18 protein-coding genes are annotated in these 20,116 nt (G+C 64.3%); 10 read left to right on the top strand and 8 right to left on the bottom strand.

The annotated features are described in order from the left end of the window. The first annotated feature begins 1 nt into the window (after position 1). Entirely contained in the window at positions 2–1,561 is a 1,560-nt protein-coding gene (locus KW830_RS18240) for a PepSY domain-containing protein (protein ID WP_218333969.1), read from the top strand. Positions 1,562–1,639: 78 nt separating this feature from the next. Here the strand turns inward: KW830_RS18240 and KW830_RS18235 are convergent, their stop codons facing one another. Beyond that, positions 1,640–2,041 carry a GFA family protein gene (locus tag KW830_RS18235; protein WP_218333968.1) on the bottom strand — a complete coding sequence of 134 codons (402 nt, stop codon included), beginning with the start codon at positions 2,039–2,041 and terminating at the stop codon, positions 1,640–1,642. 322 nt (positions 2,042–2,363) lie between these two features. Here KW830_RS18235 and KW830_RS18230 point away from each other — a divergent pair, with 322 nt between their 5' ends. Then, positions 2,364–5,243, top strand: a complete 2,880-nt coding sequence (locus KW830_RS18230) for an autotransporter outer membrane beta-barrel domain-containing protein (RefSeq protein ID WP_218333967.1) — start codon at positions 2,364–2,366, stop codon at positions 5,241–5,243. Positions 5,244–5,580: 337 nt separating this feature from the next. Here the strand turns inward: KW830_RS18230 and KW830_RS18225 are convergent, their stop codons facing one another. From KW830_RS18225 to KW830_RS18205, 5 genes are all read right to left on the bottom strand, one after another. Next, positions 5,581–6,669, bottom strand: coding sequence for an ABC transporter permease (locus tag KW830_RS18225; protein ID WP_370626157.1), 1,089 nt, complete (start codon positions 6,667–6,669; stop codon positions 5,581–5,583). A gap of 57 nt (positions 6,670–6,726) precedes the next feature. After that, positions 6,727–7,911, bottom strand: a complete 1,185-nt coding sequence (locus tag KW830_RS18220) for an ABC transporter permease (RefSeq protein WP_218333965.1) — start codon at positions 7,909–7,911, stop codon at positions 6,727–6,729. Continuing rightward, positions 7,908–8,957: an HlyD family secretion protein gene (locus KW830_RS18215; RefSeq protein ID WP_083520380.1), complete on the bottom strand. Its 1,050-nt coding sequence runs from the start codon at positions 8,955–8,957 to the stop codon at positions 7,908–7,910. Before KW830_RS18215 ends, KW830_RS18220 begins: the two co-directional genes overlap by 4 nt. Continuing rightward, a complete protein-coding gene (locus tag KW830_RS18210) occupies positions 8,954–10,327 on the bottom strand; it encodes a TolC family protein (RefSeq protein ID WP_305954873.1) in 1,374 nt (457 codons plus the stop codon). The genes KW830_RS18215 and KW830_RS18210 overlap by 4 nt, the downstream gene beginning before the upstream one ends. A 704-nt stretch (positions 10,328–11,031) precedes the next feature. After that, positions 11,032–11,577: a PaaI family thioesterase gene (locus KW830_RS18205; RefSeq protein WP_066535177.1), complete on the bottom strand. Its 546-nt coding sequence runs from the start codon at positions 11,575–11,577 to the stop codon at positions 11,032–11,034. A gap of 59 nt (positions 11,578–11,636) precedes the next feature. On the opposite strand from KW830_RS18205, the gene KW830_RS18200 reads away from it, so the two are divergent. Next, complete coding sequence (locus tag KW830_RS18200; protein WP_218333964.1) at positions 11,637–12,098, top strand: MarR family winged helix-turn-helix transcriptional regulator; 462 nt, start codon at positions 11,637–11,639, stop codon at positions 12,096–12,098. Between the two features lie 33 nt (positions 12,099–12,131). On the opposite strand, the gene KW830_RS18195 is transcribed toward KW830_RS18200, so the two are convergent. Continuing rightward, positions 12,132–12,788, bottom strand: coding sequence for a TetR/AcrR family transcriptional regulator (locus tag KW830_RS18195; RefSeq protein WP_218333963.1), 657 nt, complete (start codon positions 12,786–12,788; stop codon positions 12,132–12,134). 132 nt (positions 12,789–12,920) lie between these two features. Here KW830_RS18195 and KW830_RS18190 point away from each other — a divergent pair, with 132 nt between their 5' ends. From KW830_RS18190 to KW830_RS18180, 3 genes are all read left to right on the top strand, one after another. Further along, complete coding sequence (locus KW830_RS18190) at positions 12,921–14,015, top strand: alkene reductase (RefSeq protein WP_218333962.1); 1,095 nt, start codon at positions 12,921–12,923, stop codon at positions 14,013–14,015. 245 nt (positions 14,016–14,260) lie between these two features. Next, positions 14,261–15,049 carry an SDR family oxidoreductase gene (locus KW830_RS18185; RefSeq protein ID WP_218333961.1) on the top strand — a complete coding sequence of 263 codons (789 nt, stop codon included), beginning with the start codon at positions 14,261–14,263 and terminating at the stop codon, positions 15,047–15,049. Between the two features lie 434 nt (positions 15,050–15,483). Further along, positions 15,484–16,485, top strand: coding sequence for an NADP-dependent oxidoreductase (locus KW830_RS18180; protein WP_218333960.1), 1,002 nt, complete (start codon positions 15,484–15,486; stop codon positions 16,483–16,485). 218 nt (positions 16,486–16,703) lie between these two features. Here KW830_RS18180 and KW830_RS18175 read toward each other — a convergent pair whose 3' ends face one another. Further along, positions 16,704–17,537, bottom strand: a complete 834-nt coding sequence (locus KW830_RS18175; protein WP_218333959.1) for an aminoglycoside phosphotransferase family protein — start codon at positions 17,535–17,537, stop codon at positions 16,704–16,706. A gap of 148 nt (positions 17,538–17,685) precedes the next feature. On the opposite strand from KW830_RS18175, the gene KW830_RS18170 reads away from it, so the two are divergent. From KW830_RS18170 to KW830_RS18155, 4 genes are all read left to right on the top strand, one after another. Further along, positions 17,686–18,180 carry a MarR family winged helix-turn-helix transcriptional regulator gene (locus KW830_RS18170; protein ID WP_218333958.1) on the top strand — a complete coding sequence of 165 codons (495 nt, stop codon included), beginning with the start codon at positions 17,686–17,688 and terminating at the stop codon, positions 18,178–18,180. Further along, positions 18,177–18,950 carry a DNA alkylation repair protein gene (locus KW830_RS18165; protein WP_218333957.1) on the top strand — a complete coding sequence of 258 codons (774 nt, stop codon included), beginning with the start codon at positions 18,177–18,179 and terminating at the stop codon, positions 18,948–18,950. The genes KW830_RS18170 and KW830_RS18165 overlap by 4 nt, the downstream gene beginning before the upstream one ends. Positions 18,951–18,975: 25 nt before the next feature. After that, entirely contained in the window at positions 18,976–19,314 is a 339-nt protein-coding gene (locus KW830_RS18160) for a DUF6616 family protein (RefSeq protein WP_218333956.1), read from the top strand. A 174-nt stretch (positions 19,315–19,488) separates the two neighbouring features. Further along, on the top strand, positions 19,489–19,980 hold the full coding sequence (locus KW830_RS18155; RefSeq protein WP_218333955.1) for a GNAT family N-acetyltransferase: 492 nt from the start codon (positions 19,489–19,491) through the stop codon (positions 19,978–19,980). Positions 19,981–20,116: the final 136 nt, after the last annotated feature.

The following is a 20,116-nucleotide window of genomic DNA, read 5'->3' as shown; positions in this document are numbered from 1 at the left end:
TATGTGGTCTATTTCCCACGCCAAACGCCTGGTGTTTCTGGTGCACCGCTGGACCGGGGTGGCCGCGTGCGTGCTGATGGCCCTGTGGGTGCTCAGCGGCATGGTCATGCTCTTTGTGGGCTACCCCAAGCTGCAGCCCGCAGAGCGCTTGGGCGCACTGCCTCCGCTCCCCCTGGCCGCCGCGCAGTGCTGCGTACCGGTGGAGCAGGCCCTGCAGCGCAGCCCCGCGCCGCAGGCCGTTCAGCAGATCACGCTCACCACCATCGCCGGGCGGCCCAGCTACCGGCTCAAGGAAGGCGACGGCACATGGCGCGTGGTGGATGCCACCACCGGCGCCGCCGCCCCGCCGGTCGATGCGGCCACCGCGCTGCGCAGTGCCCAGTCCTTCCTGTCCGGCGCCTCCGGCCAGGTGCTGGGACGCACCCAGGGTGACCGGTGGTCCCACGCGGGCCTGCTGGATGCACACCGCCCGCTCTACCAGGTCCAGATGCACGATGCTGCACAGACCCTGCTGTACGTCTCCTCCACCACGGGTGAAGTGGTGGTGGATGTGCCGCGCTACCAGGGCTACTGGAACTACGTGGGCGCCTGGCTGCACTGGGTCTATATGTTCCGCGACGGAGCCAAAGACCCGGTCTGGAGCTGGCTGGTGATCGGCCTGTCGGCGCTGGGCACGCTCTCGGCCCTGGCCGGGGCCCTGGTGGGCATCTGGCGCTGGCGCTTCAACGGGCGCTACAAGTCAGGCGCCAAAACCCCGTACCGCGAATTCCAGATGCGCTGGCACCACATCACCGGCCTGGTGTTCGGGCTGGTGATGGTGTTGTGGATCTTCAGCGGCCTGATGTCCATGAACCCGCTGGGCATCTTCAGCCCCACGGGTGCACGCCCGGACCTGCGGGCCTACCAGCAAGGCCTTCCAGGCACCACCCGGCCCGCGCTGCCTGTGCAGGATGCGCTGCAACTGCTGCAGGCCGGCAGATTCGATACCCGCGAGATCGAATGGAAAGTGCTGGCCGGCCGGCCCTACCTGCTGGCCCTGGATGCGGCGGGCGCAAGCCGCGTGCTGTCCGGCGCTGCAGGCAGCTACCAGGTCCAGCGCGGACTGGAGCCCGCGCAGCTGGAACGCGCCGCCCCCCTGCTGCTGCCCTTCGCCATCCATTCCGCCACCGTGCTGGACCGCTACGACGCCTACTACTACCGGCGCGGACAGGCATCCATGTACGCCGCCGCCGCCCGCGATCTGCCCGTGCTGCGGGTGGAGTTCCAGGACCCGGGCCGCACGACCGTCTACCTCAGCCCCGCATCCGGGGAGGTGGTGCTCAGCCTGGACCGCGCACAGCGTGCCAACCGCTGGCTGTTCAACTTTCTGCATAGCTGGGACCTGTCATGGATGCTGCAGCACGTCTGGCCACGCGACATCGTTCTGGTGCTGCTGAGCATCGGCGCGCTGGCCCTGGCCACCACAGGCACCGTGCTGGGCTACCGGCGGCTGGTGCTCTCCGCCAGCCAGCAGTTGCGTGGGCAGACCCGGGGCACCACGACCAGGCCACGCAACGGCTGAGCGACCGCTCCGGATGGGGGCGCAGGCCCCGTGATCACCATTCCAGGCCGAACGCCGTGGCAGGACAGGGCCTGACGGTCAGCCCTGCTGCACGCACGGTCCAGGGAAGGGGGACCATGCAGGCTGCGCATCCAGGTACACATGCTTTTGCTTGGTCGCCTCAAAAGGCGTATCCAGCGTGCCCAGCGCCACGCAGACCCAGTCGCGCCAATCCCCGGCTTTTCTGGACCAGAACAGAGACGATCCGCAGTGCCGGCAGAACTGCCGCAGCACGGAGTCCGATGAAGCATAGGACGTAATGTCCGCCTCCCCCGAGACGATGCACACCTCATGGCGTGGCACCGCCCCGTAGGTGGCAAACGCCGCGCCATGGCTTTTGCGGCACTGCGAGCAATGGCAATGGGTCACTGCCTTGGGTGGTGTCAGCAGGCGGTAGCTGACCTTTGCACATAAACAGCTTCCCAGATAGCTCTCCGGCACGGCTCGGCCTCCCCAATTTCAAACCTCCATCGTAAGTGCCTGGGAAGCACATCCAGGGCAGCTTTCGATCAATTGCCACTGCCGAAGACCCATGCTGAATGGCGCTTCCGCCTTGCTCTGCAACGTTTTCTTACCGCCAGCAACGTCTGGTATCCGCTGCTTTTCAGGGCAGCGCACAGCGCACGGAGGACACCACTATCGGGCAGCCATGGACCATTGCAAAAAATCGGTCCCGACTTCCCAGAGGTCGCTTGGCCCCATGCTGTAATCCCGCCCGTTTTGTCGTTTTCTTGACATATATCAATTCAGAGGATGTAAAGAAGTGGGGAATCATTTCACCCGTGGCACACCGAATTCCAGCGTGTGCGTTCCGCAGGCATCGCCCATCGCATTGGCCATCGCACTGCTTTTTCCCCTCGGTGCATCCGCTGCCGAATACCTGGTCAGCAGCGATGCAGAGCTGCGCGCGGCACTGAACAGTGCCAGTACCGATGGCGATCCCAGTGCCACGATCCGCCTGGCTTCCAGCTTCACCATCACCAGCACCACGGCATTCCCCTCTCCCAGCAAACCCATCATCTTTGATACGCAGGGCTATGTGCTGAGCAGAGATCCAGGCGCCACCGGCTTCACGGCCCCAGGGGGAAGTTCCAGGACATACAACGGAACCTATGTAGGAACAACGGGCGCCAGCACAAACAATGGGCTGTCTCACGCCAACGGTACGGCCATCAACAACGGCACCGTCACAGGCGGCTCAGATACCGACAGCGGCAGTACCAGCATTGGTGGGGCAGGCATGGTGCTGGGCGGTTCCGCCACCCTGACCAACAATGGTGCCATCCTGGGCGGCAGCGCGATTGCGGGGGCGGCTGGCGCAGGGGTCAGCGTCAACGCAGGCAGCAACGTCGTGAATTCCGCGGGGGGCACCATCACAGGCGGTGACGGCAACGGCGGTGCGGCTGGCTCAGGCGTTGCATTCGGAAATACGGCGTCTCCAGCATTCCTCCTGAACCACGGCACGATCCGGGGTGGTGACGACACCAGCGGCGGCACAGGTGGTGGCTACGCAGCCCGGTTTGCCACCGGCACGTATTCCGTGGAAAACACGGGTCTGATGGAAGGCGGCAGTGGTGCCGCTGCCCTTTACACGCAGCCGACCTCCAACACCCCCCTCTCCATCATCAATTCAGGCACGATCCGCAGCGGCGACGGTGCCACCAACGCCATTCAATTCGGCGCCACGGCCAACAGCCGCGCAACCCTGGAGCTGCAGGCCGGCTCCCGCATCATCGGCAACGTGGTGGCCAGCGCAGCAGGCACGAACGATGCCTTTGTGCTGGGCGGCAGTGCCAACGACGTGTTCGACGTCTCGGCCATCGGGGACAGCGCCCAGTACCGCTACTTCGACAGCTTCACCAAGACCGGCTCCAGCACCTGGGCGCTGACAGGCACCGGCACCAACGCCACCGCGTGGACCATCGACGCCGGCACACTGCAGCTCGGCAACGGCGGCGCCAGCGGCAGCCTTGCCAGCGACGTCGTGGTCAACAGCGGAGCCACCCTGGCCTTCAATCGTTCGGACAGCTACACCTTCAGCCAGCTCATCTCGGGCGCGGGCGGTGTCGCCCAGAACGGCACGGGAACCACGGTGCTGGATACCGCCCAGACGTACACCGGACCAACCACAGTCAACGTCGGCACGCTGTCGATTGAAGGTTCCATCACCAGCGCCGTGACCGTCAACACGGCCGGCACGCTGTCGGGTTCCGGCACGGTCTTTGGCAACGTCAACAACACGGGAACCGTGGCGCCAGGCGCAAGCATGCTGACCATCGCGGGCGACTACATCGGCAACGGCGGCACCGTGCGCGTGAATACGGCACTCGGTGGTGATGGAGCGTCCACCGGCCAGTTGGTGGTGACCGGGGATACCTCGGGCAGCGGCCAGATTCAGGTACTCAACGTCGGGGGCACGGGGGCACTGACGGCCGAGGGCATCAAGGTCATCGACGTGCAGGGCCTGTCGAACGCCAGCTTCACCCTGGCGGGCGACTATACGTTCCAGGGCCAGCAGGCCGTGGTCGCTGGTGCGTATGGCTACCGCCTGTACCAGAACGGTGTGTCCACCCCGGCCGACGGCGATTGGTATCTGCGTTCCACACTGATCGACACCACCTCCGGTTCCGGCAGCACCGCATCCACAACACCGCTGCTGGCCCCGACCGTGCCGTTGTACGAGACCTACTCAGGGGTCCTGCAGCGCTTCAACGAAATAGGCACCCTGCAGCAACGCGTTGGCAACCGATCGTGGTCACCCACGGCATCGATGAACACCGCGCCGGATGGCCAGCAAGCCATCGGTCATGGTGCCTGGGCGCGGATGGAGGGCTCCAACACCGACATCGATCCGGACACCAGCACTACCCGCGCCAGCTACGACGTCCGTACCTGGAAATTTGAAGGCGGCGTGGATACCCCCGTCATGGCCAACCAGGCGGGCACCCTGGTGGTGGGACCGACCTTCCATTACGGCACCGCCAATTCCAATGTCTCCTCGGTGTTCGGCAGAGGCACGATCGATGCCACAGGCTACGGCCTGGGCGCGGCAGCCACCTGGTATGGTCGCAATGGTGCTTACGTGGACGCCCGCATCACGGCCACCTGGTATGACACCGACATCCGCTCTTCCACGCTGGGAACCACCCTGGTCAACAACAACCGCGGCCGCGGCATGGCAGGCAGCGTGGAAGCCGGTCACCGCCTAGCACTGGGTGGAAGCTGGTCGCTCACGCCACAGGTCCAGCTGGCCTGGTCGCAAGTGCGCTTCAATGCCTTCACCGACCAGTACGGAGCCCATGTATCCCGCGACAACGGCGACAGCCTGGTCACGCGCCTGGGTGTGTCACTGGACCACGAAAACCAGTGGACGGCAGCCAACGGCAAGGCCCGTCGCTCGCACGTGTACGGTATCGCCAACCTGTACCACGACGCTCAGCGTGGCACGTCGGCACAGGTCGCGGATGTCCATGTAACCAGCAAGGAACAGGCGCTGTGGGCAGGGCTGGGCATGGGTGCATCGCTGAACTGGGACCAGGACCGCTATACGCTCTACGGCGAACTGCTGGCACGCACCAGCGTGCAGGACTTTGGTGACAGCCACGCCATCAGCGCCAAGCTCGGCTTCCGCATGAACTGGTAAGCCTGCCGGGGAAGTGAATCCGCAGCGCGGCCCTGCCAATGCCGCATGGCAAAGCTATCACGCCTGCGTTGAACCATGAAGCCACGTCCTGCAGGGCGTGGCTTTTTTTGCGCTCGGGCCCCTGCGCATGCGGCCATACAAGGCCGCTCCACGGACGGAGCCGGTCGCTCGCAGCCCCCATGCCCACATCGGTAGACGTCCGCACCGTCGCGAACACCGCCATCGCACACATCAAGATGTCCGCATGGCTCCCGATGCATGACCGGGCAAGGGCTTCCACAGGGATTTCGGCAAGGCCTGCTGCATCAGCGGGTCGCATCACAGTGCCCGATCTGGCTCACACCGCGGCATTGCGCCGCCGTGCACCCAGCCAGAGCACGGTCAGCCAGGACAGCAACGCCATGCTGGACAGCCAGGCCAGCTGTGCCACGCCGGAAGGCAGCGGCGCACCCAGTTGATTGAAGCGCAGCGAGGCCTCAATTCCCGCCGTGCTGGGCGAGAGCCAGCGCAGCCACTGCAGCGGCTCAGGCAAGGCCTCGGCCGGCCAGGTGAAGCCCCCCAGAAAAGCCAGTGGAATCGAGGTAAAAAGAACCACCTGCAACGCCCGCTCACGGTTCGCCAGCCACCAGCCCAGCAGGCAGCCGCATCCCACCACCGCCGGCACAAAGCAGGCCAGCAGCGCCAGAGCACCCCATGGGTTGCCGCCATGCGGGAAGTCCTGCCAGACGAAGATCCAGCCAAAATAGAAAAGCCCCGCCAGCCAGCCCGGCACGCACAGCGCCAGAAGCCGTGCAAGCCACTGGCGAGCGCCTACATGCGCTAGCGCCTGCTCCCGCCAGGTTCCTGCCAGCAGCGCACTGCCCATCAGCAGCGTCTGCTGCAGGATCAGCACGGCCACGGCTGCCACAACAAAGCTGCCATAGCCTTCTGTGGGATTGAACAGGGCCACGGTCTGCAAGTTCACCGGCGAGCGGCCCACCGCAGCCTGTGGTGCGCTTTGACCGCCAGCCTCCAGACGCTTGATCTCAACACCCGCGGAGACCGTGCCAAACGCCTCGGCAAAACCGTATTGCACCTGCTTGCTGACCAGCGGATAAGCGCCGTTGGCATAGACCGGCACCACCACATCCGTGCGGCGCAGCACATCGCGTTTGAGATCACGCGGCAGCAGTGCATAGCCCATGACCTCACCGCGCAGCACAGCCTCGCGGGCTTCCGCCTCATCGGAGGTCACCAGTTTCAGATCAATCCGTGGACTGGCCTGGGCAAACCGCAGCATTTGCCGGGCAAGGCCGGAGTTGTCATGCACCACCAGAGCGACCGGCACCTGCTGCACCACCTGGGTGCTGTAGAACCAGGGATAGAAAAAACCATAGAGTATCGGCGCGCCCACCAGCAGCAAAAGCGCGCCCTTGTCGCGCAGCATGAGGACCAGGCTGTCCAGCCACAACCGGGGAAAACCGACATCGGGATGGGGCATGGCTCAGCGCCCTCCCCATTTTTCGGGCTTGCACAGCCCGCGCGACAAACCCGCCGAGGCCAGTGCAAACAGCAGCAGCGTCGCCAGCAGCAGGCCTGCCACTACGGGCAGCGTCTGGACCACGGGCGCGCCCATCTGCCACTGCTCGACCTGCAACCTTGCGTAATGGGTGTAGGGCATGGCCAGCGCCCAGCTTTGGGCACTGCCCGTCATCGCCAGCAAGGGAAAGCCCATGCCACTGAAGGCGAATGCGGGCGCCGACAACAGTCCGGCCCCCGAAAGCGCCGTACGTAACGACAAGGTGATGGCCGCCAACGCCGCGCCACACGCCAGGCTCACCGCAACCAGTGCGGCAAGGCCCACCGCAATCCAGGCCATGCTGCCAGCAACGCTCCAGCCTCTCAGCAGCGCCAGATACAGCAACGCTGCCATGCCGCTGCCCCACAGCAGCACCGCAGGCGGCAACAGCTTTCCAAGCAGCGCGGCCGCCACCGATGCGATGCCTGCAGGCTGGCGATCCGGGCTCAGCCAGTCCCCCAGCGTACGGTCCCGCAGCTCCCGCCCCACGGACCACGCGCCTGCCGTCATCGCCAGAATATGGATGAGCGCAGGAATCAAGGCGGCAGCCAGAAACTGTTCGTAATTGGTGGACACATTGAACAGCGCCACCAACTGGGTCTTGATCGGCTCCATCTGCACCTGCAGCACCTGGTGCGGCGTTCCACGCTTGGCCGAAGTCTGCATCTCCACAGCGGCCGACAGCGTGCCCACCACCTGCTTCAGGTCACGCTGCAGCAGACTGGATGCCGTGGCCAACTGTGCGTTGTGCAGCAAGGTCACCGCGCCGCCACGCCCCTGCTTGACATGGGTCTCCAGATCCGGAGGAATATGGACCACCCCGTAGACCTCCCTGCGCAGCAACGCATCCGCTGCCTCTTCCCGGTTGAGCACGGTCTGGCGCACTTCCAGCCCGGGAGTGGCCTGCAGCATGCGCACCAGCTGGCGCGACAGCGCAGAGCTGTCTTCGCTCCAGACGGCAATGGGCAGGCGATATGGCTGGCCCGCCGAAAAAATCCAGCACATCAGCGCAAGCACCAGCAAGGGCACCCAGCTGACCATGGCCCAGTCCCAGGGACTCGCCCGCAGCCGGCCCCATTCACGGCGCAAGCTGGCGGTCAGCACACTCATGCACCCGCTCCGGCAGCCCCTTCAACGATCACGCTCATGCCTGGGCGCGCACCGTCGATCACCTGAACCGGCTTGGCTCTCACTTCGAAGGTACGCGCATCGAAACCCTGGCTGCCACGCGTGGTGCGCCAGGTGGCAAAGTCCGGCAGTACGCCGAGAAAGCTCACCTCGAACTCGGCCTGCCGGTTTCCCAGCGCCGGCAACCGACCGGTAAAGCGGCTTTTCATGGCAAAGCGCTGCAGCTGGTCCTCCCGCACATGGAGCACCAGCCACTGGTCGCTCAGGTCCACCACCGTCACCACCGCAACGCCCTGGGGCGAAAGCTCGCCCTGCTTGGCCAGCACATTCGCCACCTCTCCGCCCACCGGGCTGCGCAACTGGGTTTCAGCTTCAGCGGCCTTGGCTTCCGCGATGACACCATCGACCTGGCGCACCTGCGCGGCCGCTGCGCTTTTGTCTTCCGCACGCGCGCCGCTGGCCGCCATGTCGTATTGGGCCTTGGCGGCGCGTGCCTGCGCATCCGAAGCACGCCAGTTCGTCAGCGCTTCGTCGCGCTTCTGGGCGGAAACCAGGCCTTGGTTGAACAGGCTCTGCACCCGGTCGTACGAAGTCTTGGCCAGACTCGCCGCCGCCTGGGCACGCTCCCAGCCCAGGCGCGCCATCTGCACTTCCTCTGGACGCGCACCGTTGCTGGCCTTGGTGGCCACGGCCTGGGCCGCATCACGCGCAGCCTGGGCCTGTGCCAGCTTGGCCTGCACCTCCGGGCTGTCCATTTCCACCAGCAGATCGCCAGGCTGGATACGCTGCCCCTCGGTCACATGCACCTTGGAGATACGCGCGGTGACCTTGGCTGCAATATCGGATTCACGCGCCTCCATCTGTCCCTGGAAGAATGGAGCAGCAGGCTGGGCAGACTGCCAGAACCCCCAGACGATGAAGATCAGCACCGCAGCCACGGCAAGCAGCGCCGCAACAGGCGGCCGCTTGGGCTTTCTGACCATGGGGCCAGGGCTTGCGGCAGAAGAGGCAGGTTCAGGTGTGTTCATGGTGTGTCTGCGGTGATCTGGATGTCGGCACGTGCCATGTAGCGGCTGAATTCGTCGCTCTGCCCCGTGCTCTCCAGCAGGGCGGCCAGAGCCTGCACATACTGGTTGGCCACCAAGGCGCGTTCCGTTTGCACCTTGGCAAGATTGAGCTGCGCATCAATCAGGTCGAGTGTGGTGCTGGTGCCCTCTTTCAGGCCCGCCTGGCGCAGGCGAAGCAGTTCACGCGCCAGATTTTCCTGGGCCTGTCCTGCCAGGTACTGGGTGCGCGACTGTTCCACGGCAAGCCAGTTCTTCTCGACCAGCAATCCGATGTCGGAGCGCACCTGGGCATCCATCAGCTCGGCCTGCTCCACCTTGCGCAGGCCTGCCGCCGAAAGCTTGTCGCGGTCAATGCTGTCCCACAGCGTCCAGCGCACCGCCACACCCGCGACCCAGCTGGGCTTGCCCGTGGTGTTGACCTCGCGCAGGCCAAAGGCCAGAACCTGCGGCTTGCGCAGCGCCTCGGATGCATCGTGCAGCGAAGCGGCCTGACGCTGCTTGGCCGCGACTTGGCTGAGCCCAGGGTGATGGTTCAGTGCGGAATCCAGAAACTGCAGCAGCGGCGGCAAGGCTTCACTGCTGACAAACAAAGGGGAGCTGGGGCGCACCGCAGCTCCGGCATGCACCGTCCGCGCCAGCGCACTGTGTGCCAGCCGGGCATCGTCATCGGCCTTGCGCGACTGCTGCTGGGCGTCGGCCAGGGCTGCACTGGCTTGCAGGCGTTCGACCTGGGAAATAACCCCGGCCTTCAGCATGCGCTGGGCCGCGTCATCATGCGCCCGAACGCCTTCCAGGGCGCGGCGGCGCAAAGACGCATTCCGATCGGCCAGTTGCGCCGTGAAGTAACGCTGCACCAGCAGGGTCTGAAGCTGCGCACGACTGCTGGCCGCATCAGCAACCGCTTCGTCGGTCATGGCATCCAGTTCGCCGCGTACGGCGTCGCCCAGTCCCCCTATATAGACAGGCCAGACGGCGGCCAGGCTGGCCGAGCCTACATTGCTCTTGCGCTGCAGATCGTAGTTGCTCGGCAGGCTGGGCAATTGCGCGACCGCGCCGCCCAGTTGGGGCGGCAAAAGCGAGATACCGTTACCGAGCGCACGCCGTGCGGGATCCAGATCCACGTCGACATTGGCCGAATAGCGATACGCCATGCCGGTGATGGAGACCGAAGGTCCGCCAAGCCCCTCCATGCCTTCCCGGCGCAGACGGGCACTGTCCACCGACTTGATCGATGCAGCCAATTGCTCCGACCGTTCCAGGAACGCCGCCCTGGCCTGCTCGAAGCTCATCGCGTTGTGAACCGTCTGTGACTTGGCTGGCGACGCCGCCATCACCAGCAGGCACAAGGTCAGGGGAAAGCGGCTGAATTTCATGGATGGCTAGATGATCTCTTGCATACAGGAAAGAAACAACAAGCTGCCCGGGTCCAGACCACTGAAAAGGCCTCTGCACCCAGAGTCTTTCCCCAGGCTGCCCGCGCTGTCCAACCCGCTCTATTGGAGTTTCCATTATCCACGGGCAACCGGACGCGCGGGCAGTGCAGATTGCCATAGCGCCACGCCCCCCATATCCCTCCCCCAAGCCTAGGGCAGGCAGGGTTGCAGGCTATGGAGCAAGCCAATCAGAGATGGATTGCGAGCATCTGCTCGCGCTGTAGCCAGCCTGCAGAGGGCCCGCTGCGCATTTTGGTGGAGTGCACGCCTGCGCCGGCGATCGCCGCCCAGTCCGCTGGTGGCTACCGACGGCGTCGGCTGCATCCGTCCACAAGCCGTGCTTGCAGCGGGTTCTGTAGATGGTGGCTGCTGGCTGGGCAGAGTCCTTCCCGCTCCAGCGCCTGAGCAGCAACAACAGCAGCAGCGGCAGCAGCGGCCCACACCAGCGTGGAACGTTGCCTGCCCTGAACAGGCGCCCCCCCATAAGCATGGAACGGTCGATGGCGCGTTTCGCGGCGTACGGGCTCGCAAGGCCGTTTGTGCCACTGGGCGGGCAGCTTTTTCTAGTCCACACCTTCAGCAGCCCCCTCTTGGAGCGCAGTTCAGGACGGCTGCTTGCCAACCGGATGGTCAAAGATCAGGCAGGTCGTGGTCGCATGCGCGTACAGCTTGCCATCGGGCCCCACGATGCGCCCTTCTGCGGTGGCCACCTGGCGGCCCACATGGATCACCTTTCCTTCTGCCCGCACCAGCGGCACGCCATCGGTCAGTGCGCGCACCATGTTCACCTTCAGCTCCAGCGTGGTGAAGGCCTTGCCTGCGGGCAAACTCGCGTGGATGGCGCAGCCCACGGCAGAATCCAGCAAGGTGGCAAACCAACCGCCATGCACCGTGCCCAGCGGGTTGTAGTGGCGGCGCTTGGGGCTACCCTGAAACACGGCCTCCCCTGGCGCCACATGGATGGGCACAAAATCCAGCGTCAATCCAATGGGCGGCGGAGGCAGTTCCCCGGCAAAGATGGCGTCAAATACTTCCATACCTGAGCGCTGGGCCACATCGCTGGGGGCCGCTGTCCCCACCTCCCCCAGACGCGCGCGTACCGCAGCTTCCTCCACCTGCCAGCGTTCGATCACCTGTTCCATGGTCATGACGGTCTCCTTGATTGCTTAAACTTGCAATTGCAACTGTTGTATCTACAATATATCAAATGAAGAACGCCATCAAGCCCCAGGGATGCACCAACCTCAAGCTGCGCCAGCTCAGCCGCATCGTGACGCGCCACTACGACAGCTTTGTCGCCGACGTGGGCTTGAAGATCACGCAGTACTCGCTGCTGTCCCATGTGGTCAAACTCGGGCCTATACGCCCGGGTGATCTGGCCCGGCGCATGCAGATGGATGCCTCCACACTGACGCGCAACCTCCAGCCGCTGGCGGCCCTTGGCTTGCTGACCGTGGGAGCCGGCGCGGACGCACGCAGCCGCCTGGTCAGCGCCACAGAAGCCGGCATCGCCAAGCAGACCCAGGCGCAGCAGGCCTGGAAGGCCGCCCAGCTGGCGCTGAACGAACAACTGGGCAGCGAACGCGTGGTGGCGCTGCATGCGCTGCTGGACTCCTGCATCGAACTGCTGGGTGACGATGAAGCGTTGGACGATGCGCCAGCCGCCTGACCGCAGGCGGTAACCCCTCCGCCCGGCAGGTGCTCAGCGAGGTTCCGAGGCGCGCACCGCCACAGGCCTTGTCTTGAATGGCGGCTTGGGCGGCTTTTGGGGTGTCGCAGCCAACGTCCGCAGCATCCGGTCCCGGCACACCGACAGGATCTCGTCGGCCAACGGCGAATCATCCGGGCAGGCCCGCGACAGGACCAGAGCCCCGACCGCGTGTGCCAGGGTGTCGATGGCATGGGCACGCACCTCGCCCATTTCGCCCGCCACGCCCGGCCCGGTCTGCTCCGGCGCAGAAACCTCTTTCTCCAGGGCCTGCAGCAGGTGCTCGATGCCCTCGGCAAATGCGGCTCTGACTGCTTTGGGCTGGCGTGCCGCATCCGCCCCCAGGGCGGCCATGGTGCAACCCGCTGCACGCGTGTCGCGGTGCGCACGCGACAGGTAGCTGCGCACAAAGGCCGGCCGGTCCATGCCCGCCGCCAGTGCAGCGGTCTGTGCCATGCCACAGGCCGCAGATTCGGCCATCAGATCCGCCTTGGAGCGGAACTGCTTGTAGAAGCCCCCATGGGTAAAGCCTGCGGCCGCCATCAGCTCGGCCACACTCACGCCGTCGTAGCCGCGTTCGCGAAACAACGCGGACGCTGTCTGCACGACATGCGCCCGGTTGTCCTGTGCCTGTGCCTTGCTGGTTTTCATGGCTTTGCCCTAAGGTGTACACCTGCAGGAAATGCCTTGACTATACATAGATGATGACCATCATCAAAGTCTTGACAATTTAGATTATGCTCATCATCATTACAACTTCTTCACCCCTGGAGCAGATGCAACATGACTGAGAAATCGCTTTTCCAACCGTATGTTCTGGGCGATCTGGCGCTGGCCAACCGCATCGTGATGGCCCCGCTGACCCGCAACCGCGCTGGCGAAGGCCTGGTACCCAGCCCGCTGGCGGCCACCTACTACGCGCAGCGCGCCTCGGCAGGCCTGATCATTGCGGAAGCCACCCAGGTCTCGGCCCAGGCCCAGGGCTACCAGGACACCCCCGGTCTGTACACGCCCGCGCAGATCGCCGGCTGGCGCGCCGTCACCGATGCGGTGCACGCCCAGGGCGGCAAGATCTTTGTACAGCTGTGGCATGTGGGCCGCGTGTCCCACGTGTCCGTGCAGCCCGCCGGCGCTGCGCCCGTGGCGCCCTCCGCCATCCGTGCCCAGACCAAGACCTTTGTGAACAATGGCTTCGTGGAAGTGTCCGAACCCCGCGCACTGGCACTGGATGAAATCCCCGGCATTGTGGAAAGCTTCCGCCAGGCCGCCGCCAACGCCATGGCCGCAGGCTTTGATGGTGTGGAAGTGCATGGTGCCAACGGCTACCTGCTGGAGCAATTCGTCAAGGACGGCGCCAACCACCGCACCGACGCCTATGGCGGCACCATGGAAAACCGCGCCCGGCTGCTGCTGGAAGTGACGGCTGCCGTGGCCAAGGAAATCGGCCCCCAGCGCACCGGCGTGCGTATCTCGCCGGTGTCACCGGCCAATGGCATCTCCATCAGCGACCCGCAGCCCCAGTACAACTACATCGTGGAACAGCTCAGCGCACTGGGCATCGTCTACTTGCATGTGATCGAAGGTGCCACTGGCGGTCCGCGCGATGTCGCCCCGTTCGACTACGACGCTCTGCGCACACGCTTCAAGCACACCTACATGGCCAACAACGGCTACACCCGCGATCTGGCCGAAGCCCGGCTGCAGCAAGGCAAGCTGGACCTGGTCGCATTCGGCCATGACTACATTGCCAACCCGGATCTGGTGGAGCGCCTGCAGTCTGGCGCCCCCCTGGCCCCGATGCACATGGCCACGCTCTACGGCGGCGGCGCGGCAGGCTACACCGACTACCCCGCACACACAGCCACAGCCACGGCCTGATCCCAGGCCCAGGCAGTACGACGCAGCACACGGCAGGAACCCGCCTCCGGGTCCCTGCCCGCTACGCCCCTCTCCACTACAGCAACGCTCGCATGAGCACCCTCCGCTACAGCGCCCGCCGCTGTGGCGCGGAAGGGTGCTGCCCGCCCACCGTACTTCTTCGCCGCCAGCAGACCGTCTGATCGCACAAGCACCTGATAGCCGGTCTGTCCTTTTTCCTTTCCCTCCCACTCAGGTATCCCACCATGACCACCCTGCCTACCGTCCTCATCACCGGCGCATCCTCCGGCATCGGCGCCACCTACGCAGAACGCTTTGCCCGCCGCGGCCATCCGCTTGTGCTGGTGGCCCGCGACCAGGCCCGCATGGAACTGCTGGCCACCCGCCTGCGCGCAGAAGCCCAGGTCGCGGTCGATGTGCTGCCCGCCGACCTCACCCAGCAAGCCGACCTGGCCAAGGTGGAGGCGCGCCTACGCGAAGACGCCTCCATCGGCATCCTGGTCAACAACGCGGGCATGGGGCAATCCGGCGCCTTCGTCCAGCAAAGCCCCGACAGCATCGACCGCCTGGTGATGCTCAACACCACCGTGCCAACCCGGCTGGCGGCCGCTGTCGCGCCGCGTTTTGCACAAGCGGGCCAGGGCGCCATCGTCAACATCGGATCGGTCGTGGGCTTCGCGCCGGAGCTGGGCATGACCATCTACGGCGCCACCAAGGCCTTTGTGCTGTTCCTGTCACAGGGGTTGCATGTGGAACTGGGCGCCAAGGGCGTCTACGTACAGGCGGTGCTGCCGGCCGCCACCCGCACGGAAATCTGGAGCCGCTCCGGCGTTGACATCAACACCCTGCCGGAGGTGATGGAAGTCGGTGAGCTTGTGGACGCAGCACTCGTGGGCTTTGACCGCAAGGAACTGGTGACCATTCCACCACTGCATGTCGCGCAGCGCTGGGATGGACTGAACCAGGCGCGCCAGGGCTTAATGTCCGACATCCGCCAAGCCCATGCCGCAGAGCGTTACCAGCCACAGGCCTGATCCTGCTCTCCACCGCCCCGCGCCGCAACAGCTTGCCATGCTGCGGGCGTGTGGGCGTGTGGGCGTGTGGGCGTGTGGGCGTGTGGGCGTGTGGGCGTGTGGGCGGCAACCGTGCCATGGGCGCGCGCAGCACGCAGCACGCAGCACGCAGCGCTGTGTGTGCCTGATGCGGCCCGTGCCCTGGCCAAGGGGTACGCCGTACAAACCGGCCAAACGCCTGCCCAGCGCCAGCGACAGTTTTATCCCGATACAGACCACCGAGTGATCTTCCCGTGCCACAAGGACTTCGTCCCGAAAGTGCTCGCCCTCCTCGTGCGGTGACAACAGTCCAATGCCCCCAACCGGAACACCAGGGCGCCGAAGACCGGCCCAAGTAGGAGGCCGCACATGTGCCTCCCCATCTGCAGCCTCTGCAACCCACCTGCTGGAACACCATGAAAGCCCTCACCTTCCAACGCTATGGCAAGTCGCCAGAGATCGGCATCACCGAGCTGCCCCGCCCCACGCTACAGCCCGACGAGCTGCTGGTCCAAGTACATGCAGCCGGACTGAACCCCATCGACAACATGATTACGACCGGCATCTTCAAAGCCGTACTCCCCTTCCAGCTGCCCGCTACCATGGGCAGCGATCTGGCGGGCGTGGTGGTGGAAGTGGGCCGCGACGTCACGCGCTTCAAGCCCGGCGATGCAGTGTTTGCCAGCATCTTTGACCAGGGAACCGGATCGCTCGCCGAATTTGCGGTGGTCCCCCAACACCTGGCCGCACCCAAACCTGCCAATCTCGATTTCGTGCAGGCCGCATCGGTTCCGATGGTGGGGCTAACTTCCTGGCAAGCGCTGAAAGAGCGCGCCCAGCTGAAGCAAGGTCAGAAGGTGTTTATTCCTGCCGGCTCCGGCGGCATTGGTACGTTTGCGATTCAGCTGGCCAAGCACCTGGGCGCCCACGTGGGCACCACCACCAGCACCGGAAACGTCCCCCTGGTCACGCACCTGGGCGCAGACGAAGTGGTCGACTACACAAACCAGGCGTTCGAGCAAGTACTGCGCGGATACCACGTGGTCCTGGGAACCATCCGCGGGGATGCGCTGGAAAAATCGGTCGGCATCCTGAAGCCGGGCGGGCAAATCATCTCGCTCATCGGCCCTCTGGACGCCGCCTTTGCGCGCACCCGGAAGTTGAACTTTGTGCTCCAGCTGATTTTTGGCCTGATGAGCCGGAAGATCATCCGCAAGGCATCTGCGCATGGCGTGGGCTACTCCTTCCTGTTTGTGCGGCCGGACGGTGAGCAACTGGACAGGATTGGGGAACTGCTCAGCGCCGGGCATATCAGCCCGGTCATCGATAAGGTGTTTCCATGGGAGCAGGCCCAGCAGGCCTTGGCGTATCTTGCGCAAGGCCGCGCCAAAGGCAAAGTCGTGGTGCAGATCAAGTAAAGAGGTGCCGCCCCCTTCTTGGTCGTGGTCCAAATTTTCAACGGGCCGCGCCAGCCACAGCCTGCCGAAGCCATGGCTCACAGCCACCCAACGCAGGCCTCTATGGCGGCCTTTATGACGACATTTCTTGGCCGCCTTCAGGGTCTGCGCCACTACTGCACGCGCAACACCCGCCGTGTAGAGCCACAAAGGGCCATGCAGTTGGCAGAACAGGGGACTCAGCGCAGGGCCAATTGAGCCAGACGTGCAACGGCCAACTGCTTTTCGCCCTGGGGGCGCCCTCCGTCTTCCAGGAACCAGGCTGCCGACAGCGCGGCCTGGGCCATCACCCATCTGAGCAAGCGCTGGCGTTCCAAACCAGCGACACCCACGACTAATTCGAGCTGCCGGGCAAAGCGCAGTGTGTCGGTACAAGTCTTGAGATCCGGGTTGCACAGCACATTGGCGTAGTCGTAGTACCGCTCCCCAATGACGCACTTGGGATCTATCGCCAGCCATCCACGCCCGCCAAAATCGAGGATGTTGCTGTGGTGCGCATCGCCGTGCAGCACAACCTGCTCCCGTGGTTCACTCAGCAGCGCATCGGCCACCATGGCGCATTCGGCCATCAGGCCACCCACCTGCTGCGCCATCGGTGCCAGCGATCTGAAAAACTGTCCCAGCGACTGCAATTGGTCCGGCGGTGCTGAGTATCTCTGGGCATGCAACTGGCCTATGACGTAACAGATGTTGGCCGTCGCGGCATCATCCTCGCCTTCCAAAGCCATGCGCAGCAAATGCCTGGAGCCGATGGCACGCTCCATCAGCAGCGTTCCGGTGTCTTCGTCACGGGCATAGACCCGCGCCGCGCCTTCACCGCCCCACCATTGCAGCACTTGGCCGCCGATCTGCTCGTCCAGGCTGCGCGTGATTTTGATCATCGCAGGCCGTCCTGGCCCCGCCCCTGTGAGACACACCGGCAGCAGATCACTGGTGTGGATGGAGAAAGGATCACCAGCGACCTCTACGCTCCAACGTTGGAGATAGGGTGCGAAGAGATGGACGTCGGACATTCGGCAAATTCTCGCGGCACTTGCGGCACTCCGAAGGCTTGGAGACGAAATCCCCGCTTCGCCTTCAGGCACTTGTGGCAGTCAACCACTGGATCACATAGCGTGCTTCATGCATATAATTAGCCACCTTATTATTTACAGGCTAACCATGCAGCTGGAGCAGAAATACCTGGCACTCATCGACGAAGCGCAAAGGCGCAAGCTGCCGGATGTGGATGGCATCCAGCTGTGCTTCCAGGTGCTGTCGCTGTCGGCCCATATCGACCGAGACTGTGCAACCCTGCTCGCCCCCCATGGCCTGTCCGAGGGGCGGTTTGTGCTGCTGTTCCTGCTGGATGCGGCACCTGACGGGCTCGCACCCAACGTGCTGGCCGAACGCGCCGGGGTCACCCGTGCCACTGTGACCGGCCTGCTCGACGGGCTGGAGCGCGAGCAACTGATTGCACGCCACGCCAATGCCAAGGACCGCCGCGCGCTGTGCATCCGGCTGACTCCCAAAGGCAAGCAGCTGGCCAGCACCGTCATTGCCCAGCATGGCCAATGGATCGCCAGCCTGTTCGGGCACTTATCCACCAGCGAACGCCAGCAGCTGACCAGCTTGCTGGGCAAGGTGGCGGGCCGTCTGGCGAGCACTGCACCATGAGCCAGACCATCCGCACCGGCGCGACGCGCGCGGCCGACATTCCCCGGGATGTGCTGCATGCGCTCTCGCATGGGGAATTGCAAAGCGCCACCTTGGCGGAATGCCTGGCCATCGATCAGGCCGTGCTGGCACGGGTCGTCTTTCCAAGCCTGACGCCCTCCACGCTGCACGCCATTGATACCGCCTGCCAGCTGGGCGTGCTCAAGCGCATGGCCCGCATCGGGGCGGTCCTGCAGGAGGCGCTGGGCGCAGAAGGCCTGGCCCAGTGCCAGACGCACCGCGCGGACATGGTGCGCGGCTGGGCGTGCTTCATGATCGGCGCCCAGCCCGGACTGGACGTTGAGACCCGGCTGGCCGCCATCCGCCCGCTGGCAGATGACGCGCATTTCGGGGTGCGCGAATGGGCCTGGATGGCCGTGCGGCCGCACTTGGTGGCAGAGTTGCCGGCGGCCGTGGCCCATCTGATGCCATGGACGCAGGCCCCATCGGAGCGCATCCGGCGTTTTGCATGCGAGGTGCTTCGCCCCCGCGGCGTGTGGAGCACCCACATCGCCACGCTCAAAAAGTCCCCAGAACAGGCGCTGCCTATGCTGTCCGCGCTGCGAGCCGACCCCTCGGCCTATGTGCAGGACTCGGTCGCCAACTGGCTCAACGACGCAGCCAAGGACCAGCCCGACTGGGTGCGCGCCACCTGCGCCCAATGGCTGGAACACGCCCCCACCGGCGCCACACAGCGCATCTGCCAACGCGCCCTGCGCAATCTCCGCTGAACAACACCGATACCAAGGAAGCACCATGTCCCATTACCTCGTGGAACTCTACACCCCCAACGCCGCCTGGCACGCACTGCCCGCCACACAGCGCCAGCAGTTTCTCGGCCACATCGGAAGTGCCCTAACCCAGCTGTCCAGCCTGGGGGTCGAGGTCCTCTCACTGGCAGAAACCGATCCCGGCATCGACCAGGGCAGCGCACACCGTTTTCTTGGCATCTGGCGCTTCCCTACCTTGGCCGCGCGGGACGCCTTGCTGGCCGGCATCCAGGCCAGCGGCTGGTACGGCTATTTCGACCACGTGAATGCCGCCAGCACTGGAGGCAATGCGGACAGTCATCTGACCGCTTTGGCGGCGGTGTAAGACAACGGTGGCTTGGCACCATGATGGCTTGGCAAAGACCCTTGACAGCGTTAAAAAACCAGATGCCTTGCAACTATCAGCCCAGAGCCAACAGCCTGTTGCAGGCAAAGCAGCCAGCCATCACCGCTTTGATATGCTAAGTATGGTTGATAGAAAACCATATTTAGCTTAAGCATGACCCTGGAGTTCAAGCGCCTGACCGAAGTCGACCTGATAGACATCATTTCGCTCAACAACAATCCCGATGTACTAAGACAGATGCCGCTCGGGAGTGCAGATTTCGACTTGGCGAAGGCAAAAGAATGGGTCCGCCAAAAAGACGCACAGTGGCAGCAATATGGCTATGGTCCATGGGCATTTCTAATCGATCAGAAATTCGCTGGTTGGGGTGGCTTGCAGTATGAGAACGGTGATGCCGACCTAGCTTTGGTGCTTCATCCTGATTTCTGGGGAGATGGAAAGGCGATTTATCTCGAGATTGCTAAACGTGCATTCATCTCTATGGGGCTGGAATCCATCACAATTTTGCTTCCGCCTTCAAGGACAAGAATCAAAGGAATTTTCAGGTTGGGCTTCCAGCCTGATGGCGAAGTTGACATTGAAGGTGCTCGCTTTCAGCGTTTTCGTCTTCATGCTCCCAGCAAGCAGGTTCCGCCAGATAGCTGAGCAGAGCGTCTGAAGTCAACCTCCTATCTGGCAACCATATTGACCGACTGGTGTTGCCCGTAGCCAGCCTTTCGCACTAGTCCACATGCGCTTAAAAATGGACGTTACCCTGCGCGGCCCCCTCAGCTTGCATCCC

This window comes from Comamonas sp. CMM03, from assembly GCF_019218715.1.
Taxonomy (GTDB): domain Bacteria; phylum Pseudomonadota; class Gammaproteobacteria; order Burkholderiales; family Burkholderiaceae_C; genus Comamonas; species Comamonas terrigena.
The sequence above is the reverse complement of the archived record's forward strand: the minus strand, read 5'-3'. Positions and strand labels throughout refer to the sequence as shown.

Coding starts and splice junctions, on each gene's coding strand:
- KW830_RS18180 (WP_218333960.1), top strand. CDS start 15,484: ATGAAAGCCCTCACCTTCCAACGCTATGGCAAGTCGCCAGAGATCGGC.
- KW830_RS18160 (WP_218333956.1), top strand. CDS start 18,976: ATGTCCCATTACCTCGTGGAACTCTACACCCCCAACGCCGCCTGGCAC.
- KW830_RS18175 (WP_218333959.1), bottom strand. CDS start 17,537: ATGTCCGACGTCCATCTCTTCGCACCCTATCTCCAACGTTGGAGCGTA.
- KW830_RS18225 (WP_370626157.1), bottom strand. CDS start 6,669: ATGCTGCGCGACAAGGGCGCGCTTTTGCTGCTGGTGGGCGCGCCGATA.
- KW830_RS18190 (WP_218333962.1), top strand. CDS start 12,921: ATGACTGAGAAATCGCTTTTCCAACCGTATGTTCTGGGCGATCTGGCG.
- KW830_RS18215 (WP_083520380.1), bottom strand. CDS start 8,957: ATGAACACACCTGAACCTGCCTCTTCTGCCGCAAGCCCTGGCCCCATG.
- KW830_RS18170 (WP_218333958.1), top strand. CDS start 17,686: ATGCAGCTGGAGCAGAAATACCTGGCACTCATCGACGAAGCGCAAAGG.
- KW830_RS18165 (WP_218333957.1), top strand. CDS start 18,177: ATGAGCCAGACCATCCGCACCGGCGCGACGCGCGCGGCCGACATTCCC.
- KW830_RS18185 (WP_218333961.1), top strand. CDS start 14,261: ATGACCACCCTGCCTACCGTCCTCATCACCGGCGCATCCTCCGGCATC.
- KW830_RS18200 (WP_218333964.1), top strand. CDS start 11,637: ATGAAGAACGCCATCAAGCCCCAGGGATGCACCAACCTCAAGCTGCGC.
- KW830_RS18240 (WP_218333969.1), top strand. CDS start 2: ATGTGGTCTATTTCCCACGCCAAACGCCTGGTGTTTCTGGTGCACCGC.
- KW830_RS18210 (WP_305954873.1), bottom strand. CDS start 10,327: ATGGCGGCGTCGCCAGCCAAGTCACAGACGGTTCACAACGCGATGAGC.
- KW830_RS18205 (WP_066535177.1), bottom strand. CDS start 11,577: ATGACCATGGAACAGGTGATCGAACGCTGGCAGGTGGAGGAAGCTGCG.
- KW830_RS18195 (WP_218333963.1), bottom strand. CDS start 12,788: ATGAAAACCAGCAAGGCACAGGCACAGGACAACCGGGCGCATGTCGTG.
- KW830_RS18155 (WP_218333955.1), top strand. CDS start 19,489: ATGACCCTGGAGTTCAAGCGCCTGACCGAAGTCGACCTGATAGACATC.
- KW830_RS18220 (WP_218333965.1), bottom strand. CDS start 7,911: ATGAGTGTGCTGACCGCCAGCTTGCGCCGTGAATGGGGCCGGCTGCGG.